Source organism: Microbacterium sp. K36 (assembly GCF_004794355.1).
Lineage (GTDB): Bacteria > Actinomycetota > Actinomycetes > Actinomycetales > Microbacteriaceae > Microbacterium > Microbacterium paraoxydans_D.
In genome coordinates, this window is the sequence record NZ_SSDN01000101.1 from 110165 (window position 1) to 125793 (window position 15629).

Sequence of the window (15629 nt, forward strand, 5' to 3'; positions counted from 1 at the left end):
CCGGCGCCACCGCCGCGACATGCGCGGCAACGAGTCAGCGCTGGCGCTTCTCCCGCACGCGCATGTTGATGACGATCGGCGTGCCCTCGAACGGGTAGAGCTCGCGCAGGCGGCGCTGGATGAACCGGCGGTAGCCCGGGTCGAGGAAACCGGTCGTGAACAGCACGAACGTCGGCGGACGGGTGGAGGCCTGCGTCCCGAACAGGATGCGCGGCTGCTTCCCGCCGCGCACCGGGTGCGGGTGCTCGGCGACGAGCTCGGCGAGGAACGCGTTGAACTTGCCGGTCGGGATCCGGCGGTCCCAGTTCTCCAGCGCCATCTCCAGCGCCGGGACGAGCTTGTCGAGGTGACGGCCCGTCTTCGCCGAGATGTTGACCCGCGGGGCCCAGGCCACGTGGGCGAGGTCCTGCTCGATCTCGCGCTCCAGGTAGCGGCGGCGGTCGGCGTTCTCCAGGTCGTCGTCGTTGAGGCGATCCCACTTGTTGAACGCCAGGACGAGCGCGCGACCCGACTCGAGCACGAGGTCGATGATGCGCACGTCCTGCTCGCTGATCGACTCCGACACGTCGAGGACGACGATCGCGACCTCCGCCTTCTCCAGCGCGGCCGAGGTGCGCAGCGACGCGTAGAAGTCGGCGCCCTGCGCCATGTGCACGCGGCGACGGATACCGGCCGTGTCGACGAGGCGCCACATCTTGCCGCCCAGCTCCACGACCTCGTCCACGGGGTCGCGAGTGGTGCCGGCGAGGTCGTTGACGACGACGCGCTCCTCCCCCGCGGCCTTGTTCAGCAGCGAGGACTTGCCGACGTTCGGGCGTCCGAGGATCGCGACGCGGCGCGGACCGCCGATCTCCTGCTTCGCCACCGCGGAGATCTCCGGCAGCTTCTTCAGCACGCCGTCGAGGAGGTCGGCGACACCACGTCCGTGGATCGCGGAGACCGGGTGCGGCTCGCCGAGACCCAGGTTCCACAGGGCGGCCGCCTCCGGCTCCTGACGCGCGTCGTCAATCTTGTTGGCGACGAGGAAGACCGGCTTGCCGCTCTTGCGCAGCAGCTTCACGACGTGCTCGTCGGTCGAGGTGGCGCCCACCATGGCGTCCACCACGAACAGCACGACGTCGGACAGGTCGATCGCGACCTCGGCCTGCGCCGCGACCGAACGGTCGATGCCGCGGGCGTCGGGCTCCCAGCCGCCGGTGTCGACGACCGTGAAGCGGCGGTCGTTCCACTCGGCCTTGTACGTGACGCGGTCGCGGGTGACACCGGGGGTGTCCTCCACGACGGCCTCACGACGGCCCAGGATCCGGTTCACGAGCGCGGACTTGCCCACGTTCGGCCGCCCGACGATCGCCACCACGGGCAGCGCAGGAAGGAACTCGATGCCGTCCTCACCCAGCGCCACGCCGGCGAGGAGCGCCGCGTCCTCGTCGTCGAGCTCGTAGTCGGCGAGCCCGGCGCGCAGGGTCTCCGCGCGCTGTTCGGCCAGCTGCTCGTCGATCTGCTCGAGCTTCTCGGCGAGCTGGTCGGGACCGCCTTCGTATTCGTCGTCAGCCACGGTCTGCTCCTCGGAGTCGTTCGATCACCGAGAGGACGGCGTCGATGGTCTGGGGGAAATCGAGTGCGGTCGAATCGACGACCTCCACGCCTTCCGCGGCGTTGAGGAAGTCGACGACGGCACTGTCGGAGGCGTCGCGCTTGTGCAGCGCGTCCGCGACGGCAGCGGCGTTCTCGCCGGCGAGCTCGCCCGCACGGCGTGCGGCCCGCACCTCCGGCGCCGCGGTCAGCAGGATGCGCACGGGCGCATCCGGTGCCACGACGGTCGTGATGTCGCGTCCTTCCACGACGACGGCCGGGTACGGCGCCTCGGCGACCAGCGCCCGGAAGAGCTCGTTGACCTGGGTGCGCACCTCCGGCACGCGGGCCACGCCGCTCACGGCACCGGACACCCGCGGTTCGCGGATCGCCTCCGTCACGTCGACGTCGCCGACGCGCACCGTGCGGTCGTCGGGGTCGAGCCCGAGACGGACGGGGAAGTCGGCGGCCGCGGCGCGCACGGCCTCGGCGTCGTCCGTGTCCGCACCACGATCGAGCACATGCCAGGCGAGGGCCCGGTAGGCCGACCCGGTGTCGAGGTAGCCGAAGCCCTCGCGACGCGCGATCGCCTTGGAGACGCTCGACTTGCCGGACCCGGCGGGCCCGTCGATGGCGATGAACTTCGTGGCGGAGATGGTGGAGGTGTCAGTCATTGGTGTTCCCTGCGATGCGCCAGCCGCGTTCCTGGAGCCCGGTGATCGCGCCGTGCAGCGCCGCGGGGTCGACACTGATCTCGGCGAGGCCGAACTGCGCGCCCGGGGAGTGCTCCAGGCGCAGGTCCTCGACGTTGACGCCCAGCTCGCCGAGCTCGCCGAACAGGCGCCCCAGCTGACCGGCGGTGTCGTCGACCATGACGACCAGTGTCTCGAAGCGTCGGTTCTGTCCGTGCTTGCCGGGGAGGCGCTCGACGCCGTCGTTGCCCTGGCGGATGGTCTCCGCGAGCACGCGTCGGGCACCGGGGGCCGCGGGAGCGCGCAGCGCATCGGCCACCTCGCTCAGATCGGTCGCGAGCGCGTCGAGGATCTCGACGACGGGACCGGCGTTGGCCCCGAGGATCTGCACCCACAGTTCCGGAGCGGACGCGGCGATACGCGTGGTGTCCCGCACCCCCTGCCCGGCCAGACGGAGGGCGCCCTCCTCGGCCTCGGCGAGACGACCGGCGAGGAGACTCGCGACGACCTGCGGCACATGCGAGGTGAGGGCGACGGAGCGGTCGTGCTCCTCCGGAGTCATCTCCAGCGGCATCGCGCCGACGTCGAGGGCCAGTGCCTCGACCAGCGCGAGGTCCCGCGCGGTGGTGTCCTCGTCGCGGCACACGACCCACGGCCGCCCGATGAAGAGATCGGCTCTCGCCGAGATCGCCCCGCCGCGCTCCCGACCGGCGAGCGGGTGGGAGCCGATGTAGCGGGCGAGGTCCACGCCCCGCTCACGGAGCGTGCGGAACGGCTCCAGCTTCACGCTCGCGACATCGGTCACGACGGCGTCGGGATACCGCTCGAGCTCGGCCTGGATCACGTCGGCGGTCACGTCCGGCGGCACGGCCACGACGATGAGCGCCGGCGCGTCGTCGTCCTGCGGAAGCCGCCCGGCACCGTAGTCGACGGCGAGGCGCAGCTGCGCGGGGGACGCGTCGGTGAGGACGACGTCGATGCCCTTCGCGCGCAGGGCGTGGCCGACGCTGGCACCGAGCAGCCCGGCGCCGACGATGCGCACGGTGCCGGACAGACGCGGCGCCACGGCACCGGTCTTCCGCGCCGCGGGCGCACTCGTCGTCTGGGTCATTCGCTCTCCTGCTCGCCTGGCGCCTCGGCGACACCGGATTCCCGGCGCGCGAGGGTCAACAGCGCGCCGAGTTCGATTTTACTCAGTTCCCGCGTCCGACCGGCCGGGAGGGTTCCCAGGTGCAGCGGACCGAACTGCCGACGCACGAGTTCCGTGACCGGATGGCCGACCGCCGCCATCATGCGGCGCACGATCCGATTGCGTCCGGAGTGCAGCGTGAGCTCGACGAGGCTCGAGCCGCGCGACGTGTCCAGCAGGCGAGCCTTGTCGGCGGCGATGGGCCCGTCCTCCAGCTCGATGCCCTTCGTGAGCTTCGAGATGGTCTGCGCCGTCACCGCCCCCTCGACCTTCGCGATGTAGACCTTGGTGACGCCGAAGGAGGGGTGCGCGAGGACGTGCGCGAGCTTGCCGTCGTTGGTCAGCAGCAGCAGCCCGCTGGTCTCGGCGTCCAGACGCCCGACGTTGTACAGCCGCTCCTCGTAGTCCTTCGTGAAACGCCGGAGGTCGGGCCGGCCGCTCTCGTCCCGCATGCTGCTGACCACGCCCGTCGGCTTGTTCAGCATCACGTACCGCTTGGACACGTCGAGCTGCACCGCGGTGCCGTCCACGTCCACGAGGTCCCGCTCCGGGTCGATGCGGCGACCGAGCTCGGTGACCACCTGGCCGTTCACGCGGATGCGTCCCTCGACGATGTACTGCTCCACGACCCGACGGGAGGCGACACCGGCGGCGGCGAGCACCTTCTGCAGTCGCACGCCCTCGGGAGCGGTGGAGTCGTGGGCGTCGATGGTCATCGGACCGTCCCTTCGTCGAAGCCGTCGGCGCCGTCGTCGAGGAGCGGCGAGATCGGCGGAAGCTCATCCAGCGAGTTGATACCGAGATGCTGGAGGAGCGCATCGGTGGTGCCGTAGTTGATCGCACCGGTCTCGGAGTCGGCGAACAGTTCGGTGATCAGCCCCCGCGCGAGGAGGGTGCGGACCACGGAGTCGACGTTGACCGCGCGGATCGAGGCCACCTGGCTCCGGGTGACCGGCTGCTTGTACGCGATCACGGCGAGCGTCTCCAGCGCCGCCTGCGAGAGTCGGGCCGGCGCCTGACCGCCGACGAACTCCGCCACGACCGGATCGAGGTCCTCGCGGACGTAGAGCCGCCATCCGCCGCCGACCTCCCGCAGCTCGAAGCCGCGCCGCGGACCCGCGCCTCGGCCGTCGTAGTCCGCGACCAGCGACTCGACTGTCTGCCGGACGGCGGGCACCGGCGCGCCCACGGCCGCGGCGAGGGCCACCAGGCCGATCGGCTCGTCGACGATGAAGAGGATCGCCTCCACACGTTCGCTGAGCGGCAGCTCGGCCCCCGTCACGGTGTCGGGCTCCTCGTGGAGCCCGGTCTCCGCCGCGGTCACGTCATCGGTCATAGTCGGCCCCCAGGGTCGCGAGTGTCTCGTCCGACCAGGAGTCGGCGGCCCAGCGGAGCGTGAGCTCCCCGAGCGGTTCCAGTTGTTCGAAGGAGAGCGCCGCGTGCCGGTACAGCTCCAGTACCGAGATGAAGCGGGCCACGACGATGCCCGGCTCGGTGACGCCGGCGACCAGCTCGCGGAAGCTCAGCGACTCGGTGCCGCGCAGCAGAGTGACGACGATGGCGGCCTGCTCGCGGATGCTGACCAGGGGTGCGTGCAGATGGTCGAGGCCGACGTGCGGGATCTCCTTCGGCGCGAAGGCCAGGAGCGCGAGCGCCGCGAAGTCGTCGGGCGTGAGCGACCAGACGAGCTCGGGCGTCTGCTTCCGGTGCTTCTCCTCCAGTGGCACCGCACGCACATGACGGCGGTCCTCCCGCTGCAGGCACCGCGAGAACCACGCGGACACCTCTTTGAACGCGCGGTACTGCAGGAGGCGGGCGAAGAGCAGATCGCGCGCTTCGAGCAGGGCGACGGCCTCGGCGTCGACGAGCTCGCCCTGCGGCAGCAGACCCGCCACCTTCATGTCGAGCAGGGTCGCGGCGACGACGAGGAACTCCGAGGCTTGGTCGAGCTCCTCCTCGTCCTCGAGGTCGGCGAGGTACGCGATGAAGTCGTTGGTGACGGCGCTCAGCGACACCTCGGTGATGTCCATCTCGTGCTTCGAGATGAGGTTCAGCAGGAGGTCGAAGGGGCCGTCGAAGTTCGACAGCGAGACCCGGAACCCGGCGGCGGCGTCGTCGGCCGAGGAGGACTCCGCGGCGTCGACGGCGTCGGCGAGTGCCGGGACCTCAGCGGTTCCGAGCTCGTCAGGCGACGGCGCCACGGGCGACCAGCTCCCTGGCCAGCCGCAGGTATGCCTGTGCGGCCGCGTGCTCCGGAGCGAACTCGGTGATCGGGACCCCCGAGACCGACGCGTCCGGGAACTTCACGGTGCGGCCGATCACGGTCTCCAGCACGTCGTCGCCGAACGCCTCCACGACGCGCTCCAGCACCTCGCGCGAGTGCAGCGTGCGCGGGTCGTACATGGTCGCCAGCAGCCCGTCCATCTCGATGGAGGGGTTCAGGCGATCGCGGACCTTGTCGATGGTCTCGATGAGGAGCGCGACACCGCGGAGCGCGAAGAACTCGCACTCGAGCGGGATGATGACGCCGTGCGCCGCCGTCAGCGCGTTCACGGTCAGCAGACCGAGCGACGGCTGGCAGTCGATGAGGATGACGTCGTACTCCCCCGCCACCTGCCGGAGCACGCGGGCGAGGATCGTCTCGCGGGCGACCTCGTTGACGAGGTGCACCTCCGCGGCGGAGAGATCGATGTTCGCGGGGAGGACGTCGAGACCGGGCACGTTCGAGTGCACGATCGCGTCGTGCGCGTCGCGCTTCGTGTCGAGCAGGAGGTCGTAGACCGTCGGCACGTCGTGCGTCTGGATACCGAGACCGGCGGACAGCGCACCCTGCGGGTCGAAGTCCACGGCGAGCACCTTGCGGCCGTACTCCGCGAGGGCGGCGGCGAGATTGATGGAGGTCGTCGTCTTGCCGACGCCGCCCTTCTGGTTGCAGAGGGCGATGATGCGCGCCGGGCCGTGCGACTTCAGAGGCGCCGGGATCGGGAAGCCCTGGTACGGGCGGCCGGTGGGTCCCATGGGGGTGTCGTCGGCCTTCTGCGCCTTCGCCCTGGACTTCGCCACTTTCTCAGCCACCGGTTCTCCTGCTCCTTCGTGCTTGCTCGATTGTAGCCGCCACGCGTTCCCCCGCCGTCCCGGCGCGCGGCGGGCGGTCACCGAACAGCCCTGGAGTGCGCGATCAGTGTGCGCGGGGATGCGAGGTCGCGTAGATGTCACGGAGAGCATCCACCGACACGTGCGTGTAGATCTGCGTCGTCGCGACCGAGGAATGGCCCAGCAGCTCCTGCACCACCCGCACGTCGGCGCCGCCCTGCAGGAGGTGCGTCGCGAACGAATGCCGCAGCGTGTGCGGGGAGACCTCGGCGGTGAGCTGTGCGCGCTCGGCAGCGGAACGGATCACCAGCCAGGCGCTCTGGCGCGAGAGCGGGGCACCGCGCGCGCCGAGGAAGAGCCGGGCCGATGCACGGCCCTTCGCCGCGAGTTCCGGGCGGACCCGGGTGAGGTAGGCGTCGACGGCGGCGCGGGCGTACGATCCCACCGGGACGATGCGCTCCTTCGAGCCCTTGCCCCGGAGACGCAGCACCTCGCCGTGCGCCATGTCGTCGACGTCGAGCCCGACCGCCTCCGACACCCGGGCGCCCGTGGCGTAGAGGAGCTCCAGGAGCGCCCTGTCGCGGATGCCGAGCGGCTCCTCGGCCGACGGCGCGGCGAGCAGGCGCTCCACCTGGTCGATCGTGAGGGCTTTCGGCAGCCGGCGCGGGGTCTTGGGTGGGCGGAGTCGTCCGGTCGGATCGTCCGCCTCGATGCCCTCGCGGGCGAGGAACCGGTGCCAGCCGCGCACCGAGGACTGCAGGCGCGCCAGACTCGTCGCGGCCGGCTGCGGCTCCGCAGACGCGCGGGCGGCGATGAAGCGGTCGACGACAGCGGGCGTGATGTCCGCGGTGTCGTCGATCCCCTCCGCTGTGAGCCAGTCCCGGTAGCCCTCGAGATCCCGCCGGTAGGCGCCGACCGTGTGGCTGCTGAGCCCGCGCTCGATCGTCACATGACGCAGGTACGCGTCGAGGGCGCGATCGAGCAGCATGCTCAGCTCCGGTCGCGCAGCCTCTGCGCGGCTGCCAGGACGCCGATGGAAAGGATGCCGTTGTGCAGGCGCCCCTCCAGGACTCCGGCGACGGCCTCCTCCAGCGGCACCCACGCGACGCGGATGTCGGCCTCCTCGTCCTCGCGGTCGTGCGCGGTCTCGGCGGCTGAGAGTCCGGTCGCGAGGAACACCCGGATGAGCTCGTCGTTACCGCCGGGCGTCGTCCACGACGACACCAGGGGCTCCCAGTGGGCGGCGACGAGGTCGGCTTCCTCCGCGAGCTCGCGACGGGCGGCCGTCATCGGCTCCTCCCCCGCAACGTCGAGAAGGCCGGCCGGCAGCTCCCAGTCGCGGTGGCGGATCGGGTGACGGTACTGCTGGATGAGGAGCACCCGTCCCTCGTCGTCCAGCGCGAGGATCGCGACAGCCCCGGGGTGGGCGACATACTGTCGCACGATCTCGCCGTCGCCGTAGCGGACCCGATCGGAGCGCACGTCCCATACGCGCCCCTCGTAGACGAGGTCGCTGCTCAGGACCTCCGGCTCGAAGGGCTCGTCGCGCAGCGGCTCCGCGACGCCCGGCGCCTCCGACTCACTCATCGACGGGCACGTCGAACAGCTCGCTCGCGCGGTGGCGGGCGATGGCCGCGCCGACGAGACCGCGGAACAGCGGGTGCGGGTCGGTCGGACGCGAGCGGAGCTCCGGGTGCGCCTGGGTGGCGATGTAGTACGGGTGCACGTCGCGCGGCAGCTCGACGTACTCGACGAGGTCCAGCTCGGGGTTCAGACCCGAGAACACCAGACCGGCCTCCGACAGGCGATCGCGATAGGCGTTGTTCACCTCGTAGCGGTGGCGGTGACGCTCGGACACCTCGGCGGCGCCGTAGACCTCGCGCGCCAGCGAGCCTTCCGCGAGAGCAGCCTTGTACAGGCCGAGTCGCATGGTGCCGCCCAGGTCGCCGCCGTCGAGGATCTCGATCTGCTCGGCCATGGTCGCGATGACGGGCTCCGCGGTGTCCGGATCGAATTCGCTGGACGAGGCCCCGGCGATCCCGGCGACGTCGCGGGCGTACTCGATGACCATGCACTGCAGACCCAGGCAGAGGCCGAGGGTCGGGATGCCCTGCTCACGGGCGAACTTCAGCGCGCCCAGCTTGCCCTCGATGCCGCGGATGCCGAAGCCGCCGGGCACGCAGATGCCATCGAGCTCGGCCAGCTGCTCCTGCGCACCCTCGGGGGTCTCGCAGAGGTCGGACGGGATCCAGCGGATGTTGACCTTGGTCTCCTGTGCGAAGCCGCCCGCCTTGAGGGCCTCGGTCACGGACAGGTAGGCGTCCGGCAAGTCGATGTACTTGCCGACGAGACCGATCGTGACCTCGTGCTTCGGGTTGTGCACCGCGTGCAGCACCTTGTTCCAACGCGTCCAGTCGACGTCGTCCGCCTTCTGGTCGAGGCCGAGGCGGCGCACGATGTAGGAGTCGAGGCCCTGCTCGTTGAGGGTCGACGGGATGTCGTAGATGCTCGGCAGGTCGACGGTGTTGATGACGCCTTCGACGTCGACGTCGCACATCAGGGCGATCTTGTTGCGGTTGCTCGCGCTCACCGGGCGATCGCTGCGGAGCACGAGGGCATCGGGCTGGATGCCGACCTGGCGGAGAGCTGCGACCGAGTGCTGGGTCGGCTTGGTCTTCTGCTCACCGGACGCGCCCATGAACGGCACGAGCGAGACGTGCACGAAGAACACGCTGTCGCGGCCGAGCTCGTGACGAAGCTGGCGCGCGGCCTCGAGGAAGGGCTGCGACTCGATGTCGCCGACCGTGCCGCCGACCTCGGTGATGATCACGTCGGGACGCGGGTCCTCGGTGGCCTGCAGCCGCATGCGGCGCTTGATCTCGTCGGTGATGTGCGGGATGACCTGCACGGTGTCGCCGAGGTACTCGCCGCGACGCTCACGGGCGATCACCTGCGAGTAGATCTGACCGGTCGTGACGTTGGCCGCCTCCGACAGGTTGATGTCGAGGAAGCGCTCGTAGTGGCCGATGTCGAGGTCGGTCTCCGCACCGTCGTCGGTGACGAACACCTCGCCGTGCTGGAACGGGTTCATGGTGCCCGGATCGACGTTCAGATACGGGTCGAGCTTCTGCATGACCACGCGGAGTCCGCGGGCCGTCAGGAGGTTGCCCAGGCTGGCCGCGGTGAGCCCCTTGCCCAAAGACGAAACGACACCACCAGTCACGAAGATGTGCTTGGTCGTGTCGTTCTTGGGCCCCGCAGAAGAAGAGTTCATCACGGGCTTCTATCCTAACAGTTCGTTCAGACGCCGAGGCTGAGAAGCTCGCGGGCGTGGGTGAGTGCGGCATCGGAATCCGCGAGTCCGGAGAGCAGACGAGCCATCTCGGCCTCGCGCTCCTCCCCGTCGAGTCGCCGCACGCTGGAGGCGGTGACGGCGCCGTCGTGCGATTTCACGACGGTGAGGTGGTTGTTCGCGAAGGCGGCGACCTGCGCGAGATGGGTGACGGCGATCACCTGCGACTTCTCGGCGAGTCGGGCGAGTCGCCGCCCGACCTCGATGGCCGCCGCGCCGCCGATGCCCGCGTCGACCTCGTCGAACACGAAGGTCGGCACCGGGTCGGTCGCCGCGATGACGACCTCGATCGCGAGCATCACCCGCGACAGCTCGCCGCCGGAGGCGCCCTTGGCCACAGAGCGCGGTTCGGCGCCGGGGTGCGGGGCGAGCAGGATGGCGACGTCGTCGCGACCGTGGGTGCTCTCGGGGCCAGGGGCCACGGAGACCTCCAGACGGGCATCCGGCATCGCCAGGGCGTGGAGCTCGGCGGTCACGGCTTCGCCGAGCCGGACCGCGGCCTCGCTCCGCGCCGCGGTGAGAGCACCGGCGCGGGCGTCGAGTTCCGCCCTGGCCTCGTCGCGCTCGGCGGTGAGGCGCTCCAGGCGCTCCCCGTCGTCGTCGAGCTCCGCCAGCCGCGCGGATCCGGTCTGCCACAGCGCCAGCGCCTCCGCCAGCGAACCGTGCTGACGGATGAGGACGCCGAGCGCGGCCCGGCGCTCCTCGACGGCGGCGAGCTCATGGGGTCCGGACTCGTCGAGGTCGGCGAGGAAGCCGGAGAGCACACCGGCGGCGTCGGCGATCCGGTAGCCGATGTCGGCCAGGGTCTCCGCGACCTCCGCCAGCTTCGGGTCCGACACGCGCTCGATCGCTCGGCGGGCTTCCGCGACCAGCGCCGACGCATCCGGCTCGCCCTCCTCGTTCGAGAGAGTGCCGTGCGCCAGAGCCGCAGCGAGCCGTAGCTCCTCCGCGTTCGCGAGGCGCTCGGCACGGGCCGTCAGCTCCTCGTCCTCCCCCTCTTCCGGGGCGGTGGCTTCGATCAGGGCGAGATCCTCCCGCAACCGGGCGGCCTCCTCGGCACGCCGATCGCGGTTCGCGGTGATGTCGATGATCTCGGCGTCGAGCGTTCGCCAGCGCTCGAACGCGGCCTGGTACTCCTCCAGCGCCCGTGTGATCGCCTCTCCGCCGAAGCGGTCGAGGGCGTCGCGCTGGGCGGCGGCCGACCGCAGCCGCAGCTGCTCGGACTGTCCGTGCACGACGATGAGCTCGTCCGCGAGCGAGGACAGCACTCCCGCCGGCGCGGCGCGTCCGCCGACACTCGCACGACTGCGGCCCTCGGCGCTGAGAGTGCGCGACACATACAGCTCCGCCGTTCCGGCACCGGCCGGCTCCAGCTCTCCTCCGGCCTCGGCCACGATGTCGGCGACCTCACCCTTCTCGGGCACGATCCACACCCCGGCCACCGACGCCTGCGCGGCTCCCTTGCGCACGGCCCCCGAGTCGGCGCGCTGGCCGAGGAGCAGCCCGAGCCCGGTGACGACCATGGTCTTGCCCGCGCCCGTCTCTCCGGTGATGGCCGTGAAACCCGGGCCGAGCGGCAGGACGGCGTCGGCGATCACGCCGAGCCCCTGCATGCGCATCTCCTCGATCATGCGTCGCTCCTCCGCTCCTGTCCGCGCCATCCTTCGACGGGCAGCTGGAACTTCCGCACGAGACGGTTCGTGAAAGCGGTCGGGTGCAGGCGCGCGAGGCGGACCGGGCGCGACGAGCGGCGCACCACGACGCGGGCGCCCGGCGGGAGGTCGTGGGAACGACGGCCGTCGCACCAGAGGATGCCCGAGCCGTCCGTCCGCTCCAGCATCTCGATGGCCACGGCCGCCTCGGGGCTCACCACGAGCGGCTTCGCGAACAGGGCGTGTGCCGACAGCGGGACCACCGCGATGGCTTCGACCGTCGGCCAGATGACCGGGCCGCCGGCGGAGAAGTTGTAGGCGGTCGAGCCGGTCGGGGTGGAGATGACCATGCCGTCGCAGCCGAAGCTCGACAGCGGGCGCCCGTCGATCTCGAGCACCACCTCGATCATGCGCTCGCGGCTCGCCTTCTCGACGGTCGCCTCGTTCAGGGCCCAGGTCTCGAAGACGACGTCGCCGGACCTGTCCTTCACGCGCACCGACAGCGCCAGGCGCTCCTCGACCTCGTAGTCGCGGGCGATGACGCGTCGCATCGCGTCGTCCATGTCGTCCCGGTCGATCTCCGCGAGGAAGCCGACGTGTCCCATGTTGATGCCGAGCACCGGAGCGCCGCTGTCGCGGACGAGTTCCGCCGCACGGAGGATCGTGCCGTCGCCGCCGAGGACGATCGCGAGTTCGAGGGACGCCGGACCGGCGGAGGCATCCAGCACATCGACGTCCGCGAAGAACGCATCGACCGCGGCGAGCTCGGCATGGTCGTCGGCTGCCAGGACAGGACGGACCCCCGCGCCGCGGAGGGCATCGATCACCCGACGGGCGGCCGCGACGGTGTCGACGCGACCCGCGTGGGCGACGACCAGGATCCTGCGCTCGTTCATCGTCCCCCTGCCAGCCGGTTGATGGTGTCCATCCATTCTGTCGGATTGCTGCCGCCGCCCGGGACGAGGTGCACGAGATACTCGGCATTGCCGTGAGTCCCGAGGATCGGGGAGGAGACGATCCCCGCCATCCCCATCCCCGCGTCCCAAGCACTCCACACCACGCGGGCCACGGCGTCGGCACGAGTGGCCGGGTCGGTGACGAGACCGCCGCGCACGGCCGTCCGCCCGACCTCAAACTGCGGTTTGACCAGCAGCAGCACGTCGGCGCCCGGCGCGGCGACCGCGACCACTGCGGGCAGCACGAGCTCGAGCGAGATGAACGAGAGGTCACCCACCACCAGTTCCGGCGGCGCCGGCTCCCCCGTCGCCGCGGCGAGGCTGTCGGGTGTCATGTGCCGCACGTTGAAGCCCTCGACCGCGGTGACGCCGGAGTCGGCGGCGACCGAGGGGGCGAGCTGACCATGCCCGACGTCCACGGCGAGCACACGGCGCGCGCCGCGTTCGCGCAGGACCTGCGTGAATCCGCCGGTCGATGCACCCATATCGAGCGCGAGGCGCCCCTGCACCGGGATGCCGAAGCCGTCGAGCCCGGCGACGAGCTTGTGCGCGGCGCGGCTGACGTAGTGGTCGGCGCCGGCGACCGTGATCGTGTTCGAGTCGTCGACCGCGGTCGAGGCCTTGACGACAGGGCGGCCGTCGACGCTCACGAGACCGTCGGCGATCAGGGTGGCGGCATGCGTGCGCGAACGGGCGAGTCCTCGGGAGGCGAGGGCGGCGTCGAGTCGCGTCATCGTTGTCCTGGAGTCTCCCGCTGTTCCAGCCGGGATCCGCTCTCGAGCCGTCGCGAGAGTTCGTCGTGCAGGGAAGAGTATGCGTCTGCGCGTGCCGTGAGCGGCTGTCCTTCGATCAGGCGCAGCCGACTCCACAGGCCGTCCGTCGGCGCGCTGGTCGTCGTCTCGTCGCTCACGCTTCCACTGTACGCGGCACCGCCGACGGCCGATGGCGCCACGCGTGGCTCAGGGGCGGTGGAACGGGTCGTCGTACAGTCGCTCCGGCACCCGCAGGACGAAGACCGGCGTCCCCGAAGCCCAGATGGCGGCGGCACCAGCGCGGAGCAGGTCCAGCTGGTCCCCGGATTCCGCCACGATCTCGACATCTGCGCCGCGAACGCGGACGGCGGCACCGTTCACGTCGTAGACGCCCTCGGTCACCACGGCCTCGGGATACGGCTCGTGCAGGCCGCGCAGATCACCGAGGATGTAGGTCGGCCGCGATCCCTCAGGTGCGGCGAGCACGTGCTTGGGGCGGTCGATCCCGGTCAGCACGAGCGCGGACTCGATTCCGGCGCGGCTCGCGCCCATGATGTCGGTGTCGAGACGGTCGCCGATGAAGAGCGCCTTCGTCGCCCCGAAGCGGGCGAGCGCCTCCTCGAAGATCGGAGTCTCCGGCTTGCCCGCCACCGTCGCCAGACGACCGATGGCCGTGTGGACGGCGGAGACGAGGGTGCCGTTCCCCGGCGCGACGCCGCGCTCGCGCGGGATCGTCCAGTCCGTGTTCGTGGCGATCCAGGGTATGCCGCCCTCGTCCTCGGGGACCTTGAGGGCGAACGCCGCCTCGGCAAGATCGGTCCAGGCCACCTCGGGGGCGAACCCCTGGACCACGGCCGACGGTGCATCCTCGGCGCTGCGTGTCACCGTGTAGCCGGCCTTCTGCACCTCGTCGACGAGGCCGTCACCGCCGACGACGAGGATGGTCGCCGGCGCCGGCACGATCCCGGACAGCAGACGCATCGCCGCCTGCGGGCTCGTGACGACGTCCTGCGGAGCGACGTCGAGTCCGAGACTCGTGAGGTGCGCCGCCACGGAGGCATCGGTGCGTGAGGCGTTGTTGGTGATGTAGCCGAGACGCACCGCGTGCGCCGCCGCGTTCAGGCTCTCCACCGCATGCGGCAGCGCGCCGGGACCGGCATAGACCACGCCGTCCAGATCAGCGAGGACGGTGTCGACGCCCCTGAGCGGCGTGTGTCCCACGGGTTGCTTCCGCGCCTTTGGTGTGAAGAGTCCCACCTACGCCTCCGGCTTCTCGGGCGCGGAGGGCGAGTCGTCCTCCGTCTCATCGTCTTCACCGAGCAGCTCTCGCACCTCGTCCTCGATGGACGGCTCGGGGGTGTCGGGGGTGTCCGGGGTGTCGGCCTCGGTCGCGTCGTCGGCCTCGGTCGCGTCGTCGTCGACGTCCTCGACAGAAGCGACCTCCTCGACAGAAGCGACCACCTCGGAGGACTCGTCGTCGGAGAACTCGTCCTCGATGAGGCCGTCCTCCACGTAGAGCTCCTCATCGCCGGCCTCATCCACACCGAGAGCTTCAGCAGCGACCTCGGCGCGATGCGCCCAGAACTCCGCTTCGTCGGTGCGCCCGAGGTCCTCCAGCACGGCGGACCGCGCGGCGAAGAGCGCGGGGCTCCACTCGAACGCGCGATCCGGGTCGAGCTCCGGAATCTCGAGTTCGCCGAGCGCCAGCTCGAGGTCTCCCTGGTCGAGTCGGGCACCCGACATCGCGATCGCAAGGGCGACCCGCACGGGCGTGGTGAGAGCCGATCGGTCCACGGCGCGGCCAGTCTCGAGGGCGCGGTCGGGACGCCCGATGCCGCGCTCGCTGTCGACCATGAGCGCGATCTGGTCGTCCTTGCCGGAGATCCGGCGATAGGTGCGCAGCTCACGCAGGGCCAGGGCGAAGTCGCCCGTCGCGTAGGCGGTGATGCCGAGAGTTTCGCGGACGATCGCGATCCGGCCGGCGCGACGCGAGGCCGCCAGCGCATGCTCGTGCGCCAGAGCGGGGTCCTCGTCGATCAGCCGGGAGGCCATCGCCAGGTGTCGGGCGACGAACTCGGCGTTCTCCTTGCTGAGCGTCTTCAGCTCGTTGCGCGCGGACGGGTGCAGGTCGCGGGCCGTGACCTCGTCCGGGAGACGGGGCTCATCGAACCGCGGACGCTCGTTCGCCGCGTTGGCCGGACGTTCCCGCCCGGCGCCGCCACGCTGCGGGAATGACCGCGACCGGTCGCTCCCCCGCTCACGCTCGAACCCGCCGTCGCGGCGCGGGGCGCTGTCGCCGCGGTTGTATCCATCCTCACGACGAGGCGCACCACCATCGCGGTTGTATCCACCCTCACGACGAGGCGCACCA

Annotated in this window: 15 protein-coding genes; all 15 read right to left on the reverse strand. The window is 71.0% G+C overall.

The window, feature by feature from the left end:
* Positions 1–34 precede the first annotated feature (34 nt).
* Entirely contained in the window at positions 35–1555 is a 1521-nt protein-coding gene (gene der, locus DW296_RS16265; RefSeq protein ID WP_136053062.1) for a ribosome biogenesis GTPase Der, read from the reverse strand.
* Positions 1548–2246: a (d)CMP kinase gene (gene cmk / locus DW296_RS16270; protein WP_060921101.1), complete on the reverse strand. Its 699-nt coding sequence runs from the start codon at positions 2244–2246 to the stop codon at positions 1548–1550. Before cmk ends, der begins: the two co-directional genes overlap by 8 nt.
* Entirely contained in the window at positions 2239–3375 is a 1137-nt protein-coding gene (locus DW296_RS16275; RefSeq protein WP_136053063.1) for a prephenate dehydrogenase, read from the reverse strand. Before DW296_RS16275 ends, cmk begins: the two co-directional genes overlap by 8 nt.
* Positions 3372–4169, reverse strand: a complete 798-nt coding sequence (locus DW296_RS16280) for a pseudouridine synthase (protein ID WP_136053064.1) — start codon at positions 4167–4169, stop codon at positions 3372–3374. Before DW296_RS16280 ends, DW296_RS16275 begins: the two co-directional genes overlap by 4 nt.
* Positions 4166–4789 (reverse strand): SMC-Scp complex subunit ScpB, encoded by a 624-nt coding sequence (gene scpB / locus DW296_RS16285; protein ID WP_240743114.1) that lies wholly within the window; start codon positions 4787–4789, stop codon positions 4166–4168. Before scpB ends, DW296_RS16280 begins: the two co-directional genes overlap by 4 nt.
* Positions 4779–5654: a segregation and condensation protein A gene (locus tag DW296_RS16290; protein WP_136053065.1), complete on the reverse strand. Its 876-nt coding sequence runs from the start codon at positions 5652–5654 to the stop codon at positions 4779–4781. Before DW296_RS16290 ends, scpB begins: the two co-directional genes overlap by 11 nt.
* The gene (locus tag DW296_RS16295) at positions 5638–6471 is read right to left on the reverse strand and encodes a ParA family protein (protein ID WP_164498181.1); all 834 of its coding nucleotides are present in this window, start codon (positions 6469–6471) and stop codon (positions 5638–5640) included. The genes DW296_RS16290 and DW296_RS16295 overlap by 17 nt, the downstream gene beginning before the upstream one ends.
* A 160-nt stretch (positions 6472–6631) precedes the next feature.
* Positions 6632–7534: a site-specific tyrosine recombinase XerD gene (gene xerD, locus DW296_RS16300; RefSeq protein WP_136053066.1), complete on the reverse strand. Its 903-nt coding sequence runs from the start codon at positions 7532–7534 to the stop codon at positions 6632–6634.
* A 2-nt stretch (positions 7535–7536) separates the two neighbouring features.
* A complete protein-coding gene (locus DW296_RS16305) occupies positions 7537–8133 on the reverse strand; it encodes an NUDIX domain-containing protein (protein ID WP_136053067.1) in 597 nt (198 codons plus the stop codon).
* Positions 8126–9820, reverse strand: coding sequence for a CTP synthase (locus tag DW296_RS16310; protein ID WP_136053068.1), 1695 nt, complete (start codon positions 9818–9820; stop codon positions 8126–8128). The genes DW296_RS16305 and DW296_RS16310 overlap by 8 nt, the downstream gene beginning before the upstream one ends.
* Before the next feature lie 26 nt (positions 9821–9846).
* The gene (gene recN / locus DW296_RS16315) at positions 9847–11529 is read right to left on the reverse strand and encodes a DNA repair protein RecN (RefSeq protein ID WP_136053069.1); all 1683 of its coding nucleotides are present in this window, start codon (positions 11527–11529) and stop codon (positions 9847–9849) included.
* Positions 11526–12446 carry an NAD kinase gene (locus DW296_RS16320; RefSeq protein WP_136053070.1) on the reverse strand — a complete coding sequence of 307 codons (921 nt, stop codon included), beginning with the start codon at positions 12444–12446 and terminating at the stop codon, positions 11526–11528. Before DW296_RS16320 ends, recN begins: the two co-directional genes overlap by 4 nt.
* Positions 12443–13240 (reverse strand): TlyA family RNA methyltransferase, encoded by a 798-nt coding sequence (locus DW296_RS16325; protein WP_136053071.1) that lies wholly within the window; start codon positions 13238–13240, stop codon positions 12443–12445. Before DW296_RS16325 ends, DW296_RS16320 begins: the two co-directional genes overlap by 4 nt.
* A gap of 225 nt (positions 13241–13465) precedes the next feature.
* Positions 13466–14515, reverse strand: coding sequence for an HAD-IIA family hydrolase (locus DW296_RS16335; protein WP_136053073.1), 1050 nt, complete (start codon positions 14513–14515; stop codon positions 13466–13468).
* A partial coding sequence (locus tag DW296_RS16340; protein ID WP_342588963.1) for a hypothetical protein occupies positions 14516–15629 on the reverse strand: 1114 nt, incomplete at its 5' end. It abuts the gene before it with no gap.

Excerpts from the sequence above, each read along its gene's own strand:
- DW296_RS16310 (WP_136053068.1), bottom strand. The coding sequence starts at position 9,820 with ATGAACTCTTCTTCTGCGGGGCCCAAGAACGACACGACCAAGCACATC.
- DW296_RS16275 (WP_136053063.1), bottom strand. The coding sequence starts at position 3,375 with ATGACCCAGACGACGAGTGCGCCCGCGGCGCGGAAGACCGGTGCCGTG.
- recN (WP_136053069.1), bottom strand. The coding sequence starts at position 11,529 with ATGATCGAGGAGATGCGCATGCAGGGGCTCGGCGTGATCGCCGACGCC.
- DW296_RS16295 (WP_164498181.1), bottom strand. The coding sequence starts at position 6,471 with ATGGGACCCACCGGCCGCCCGTACCAGGGCTTCCCGATCCCGGCGCCT.
- DW296_RS16320 (WP_136053070.1), bottom strand. The coding sequence starts at position 12,446 with ATGAACGAGCGCAGGATCCTGGTCGTCGCCCACGCGGGTCGCGTCGAC.
- DW296_RS16305 (WP_136053067.1), bottom strand. The coding sequence starts at position 8,133 with ATGAGTGAGTCGGAGGCGCCGGGCGTCGCGGAGCCGCTGCGCGACGAG.
- DW296_RS16280 (WP_136053064.1), bottom strand. The coding sequence starts at position 4,169 with ATGACCATCGACGCCCACGACTCCACCGCTCCCGAGGGCGTGCGACTG.
- DW296_RS16325 (WP_136053071.1), bottom strand. The coding sequence starts at position 13,240 with ATGACGCGACTCGACGCCGCCCTCGCCTCCCGAGGACTCGCCCGTTCG.
- xerD (WP_136053066.1), bottom strand. The coding sequence starts at position 7,534 with ATGCTGCTCGATCGCGCCCTCGACGCGTACCTGCGTCATGTGACGATC.
- cmk (WP_060921101.1), bottom strand. The coding sequence starts at position 2,246 with ATGACTGACACCTCCACCATCTCCGCCACGAAGTTCATCGCCATCGAC.
- scpB (WP_240743114.1), bottom strand. The coding sequence starts at position 4,789 with ATGACCGATGACGTGACCGCGGCGGAGACCGGGCTCCACGAGGAGCCC.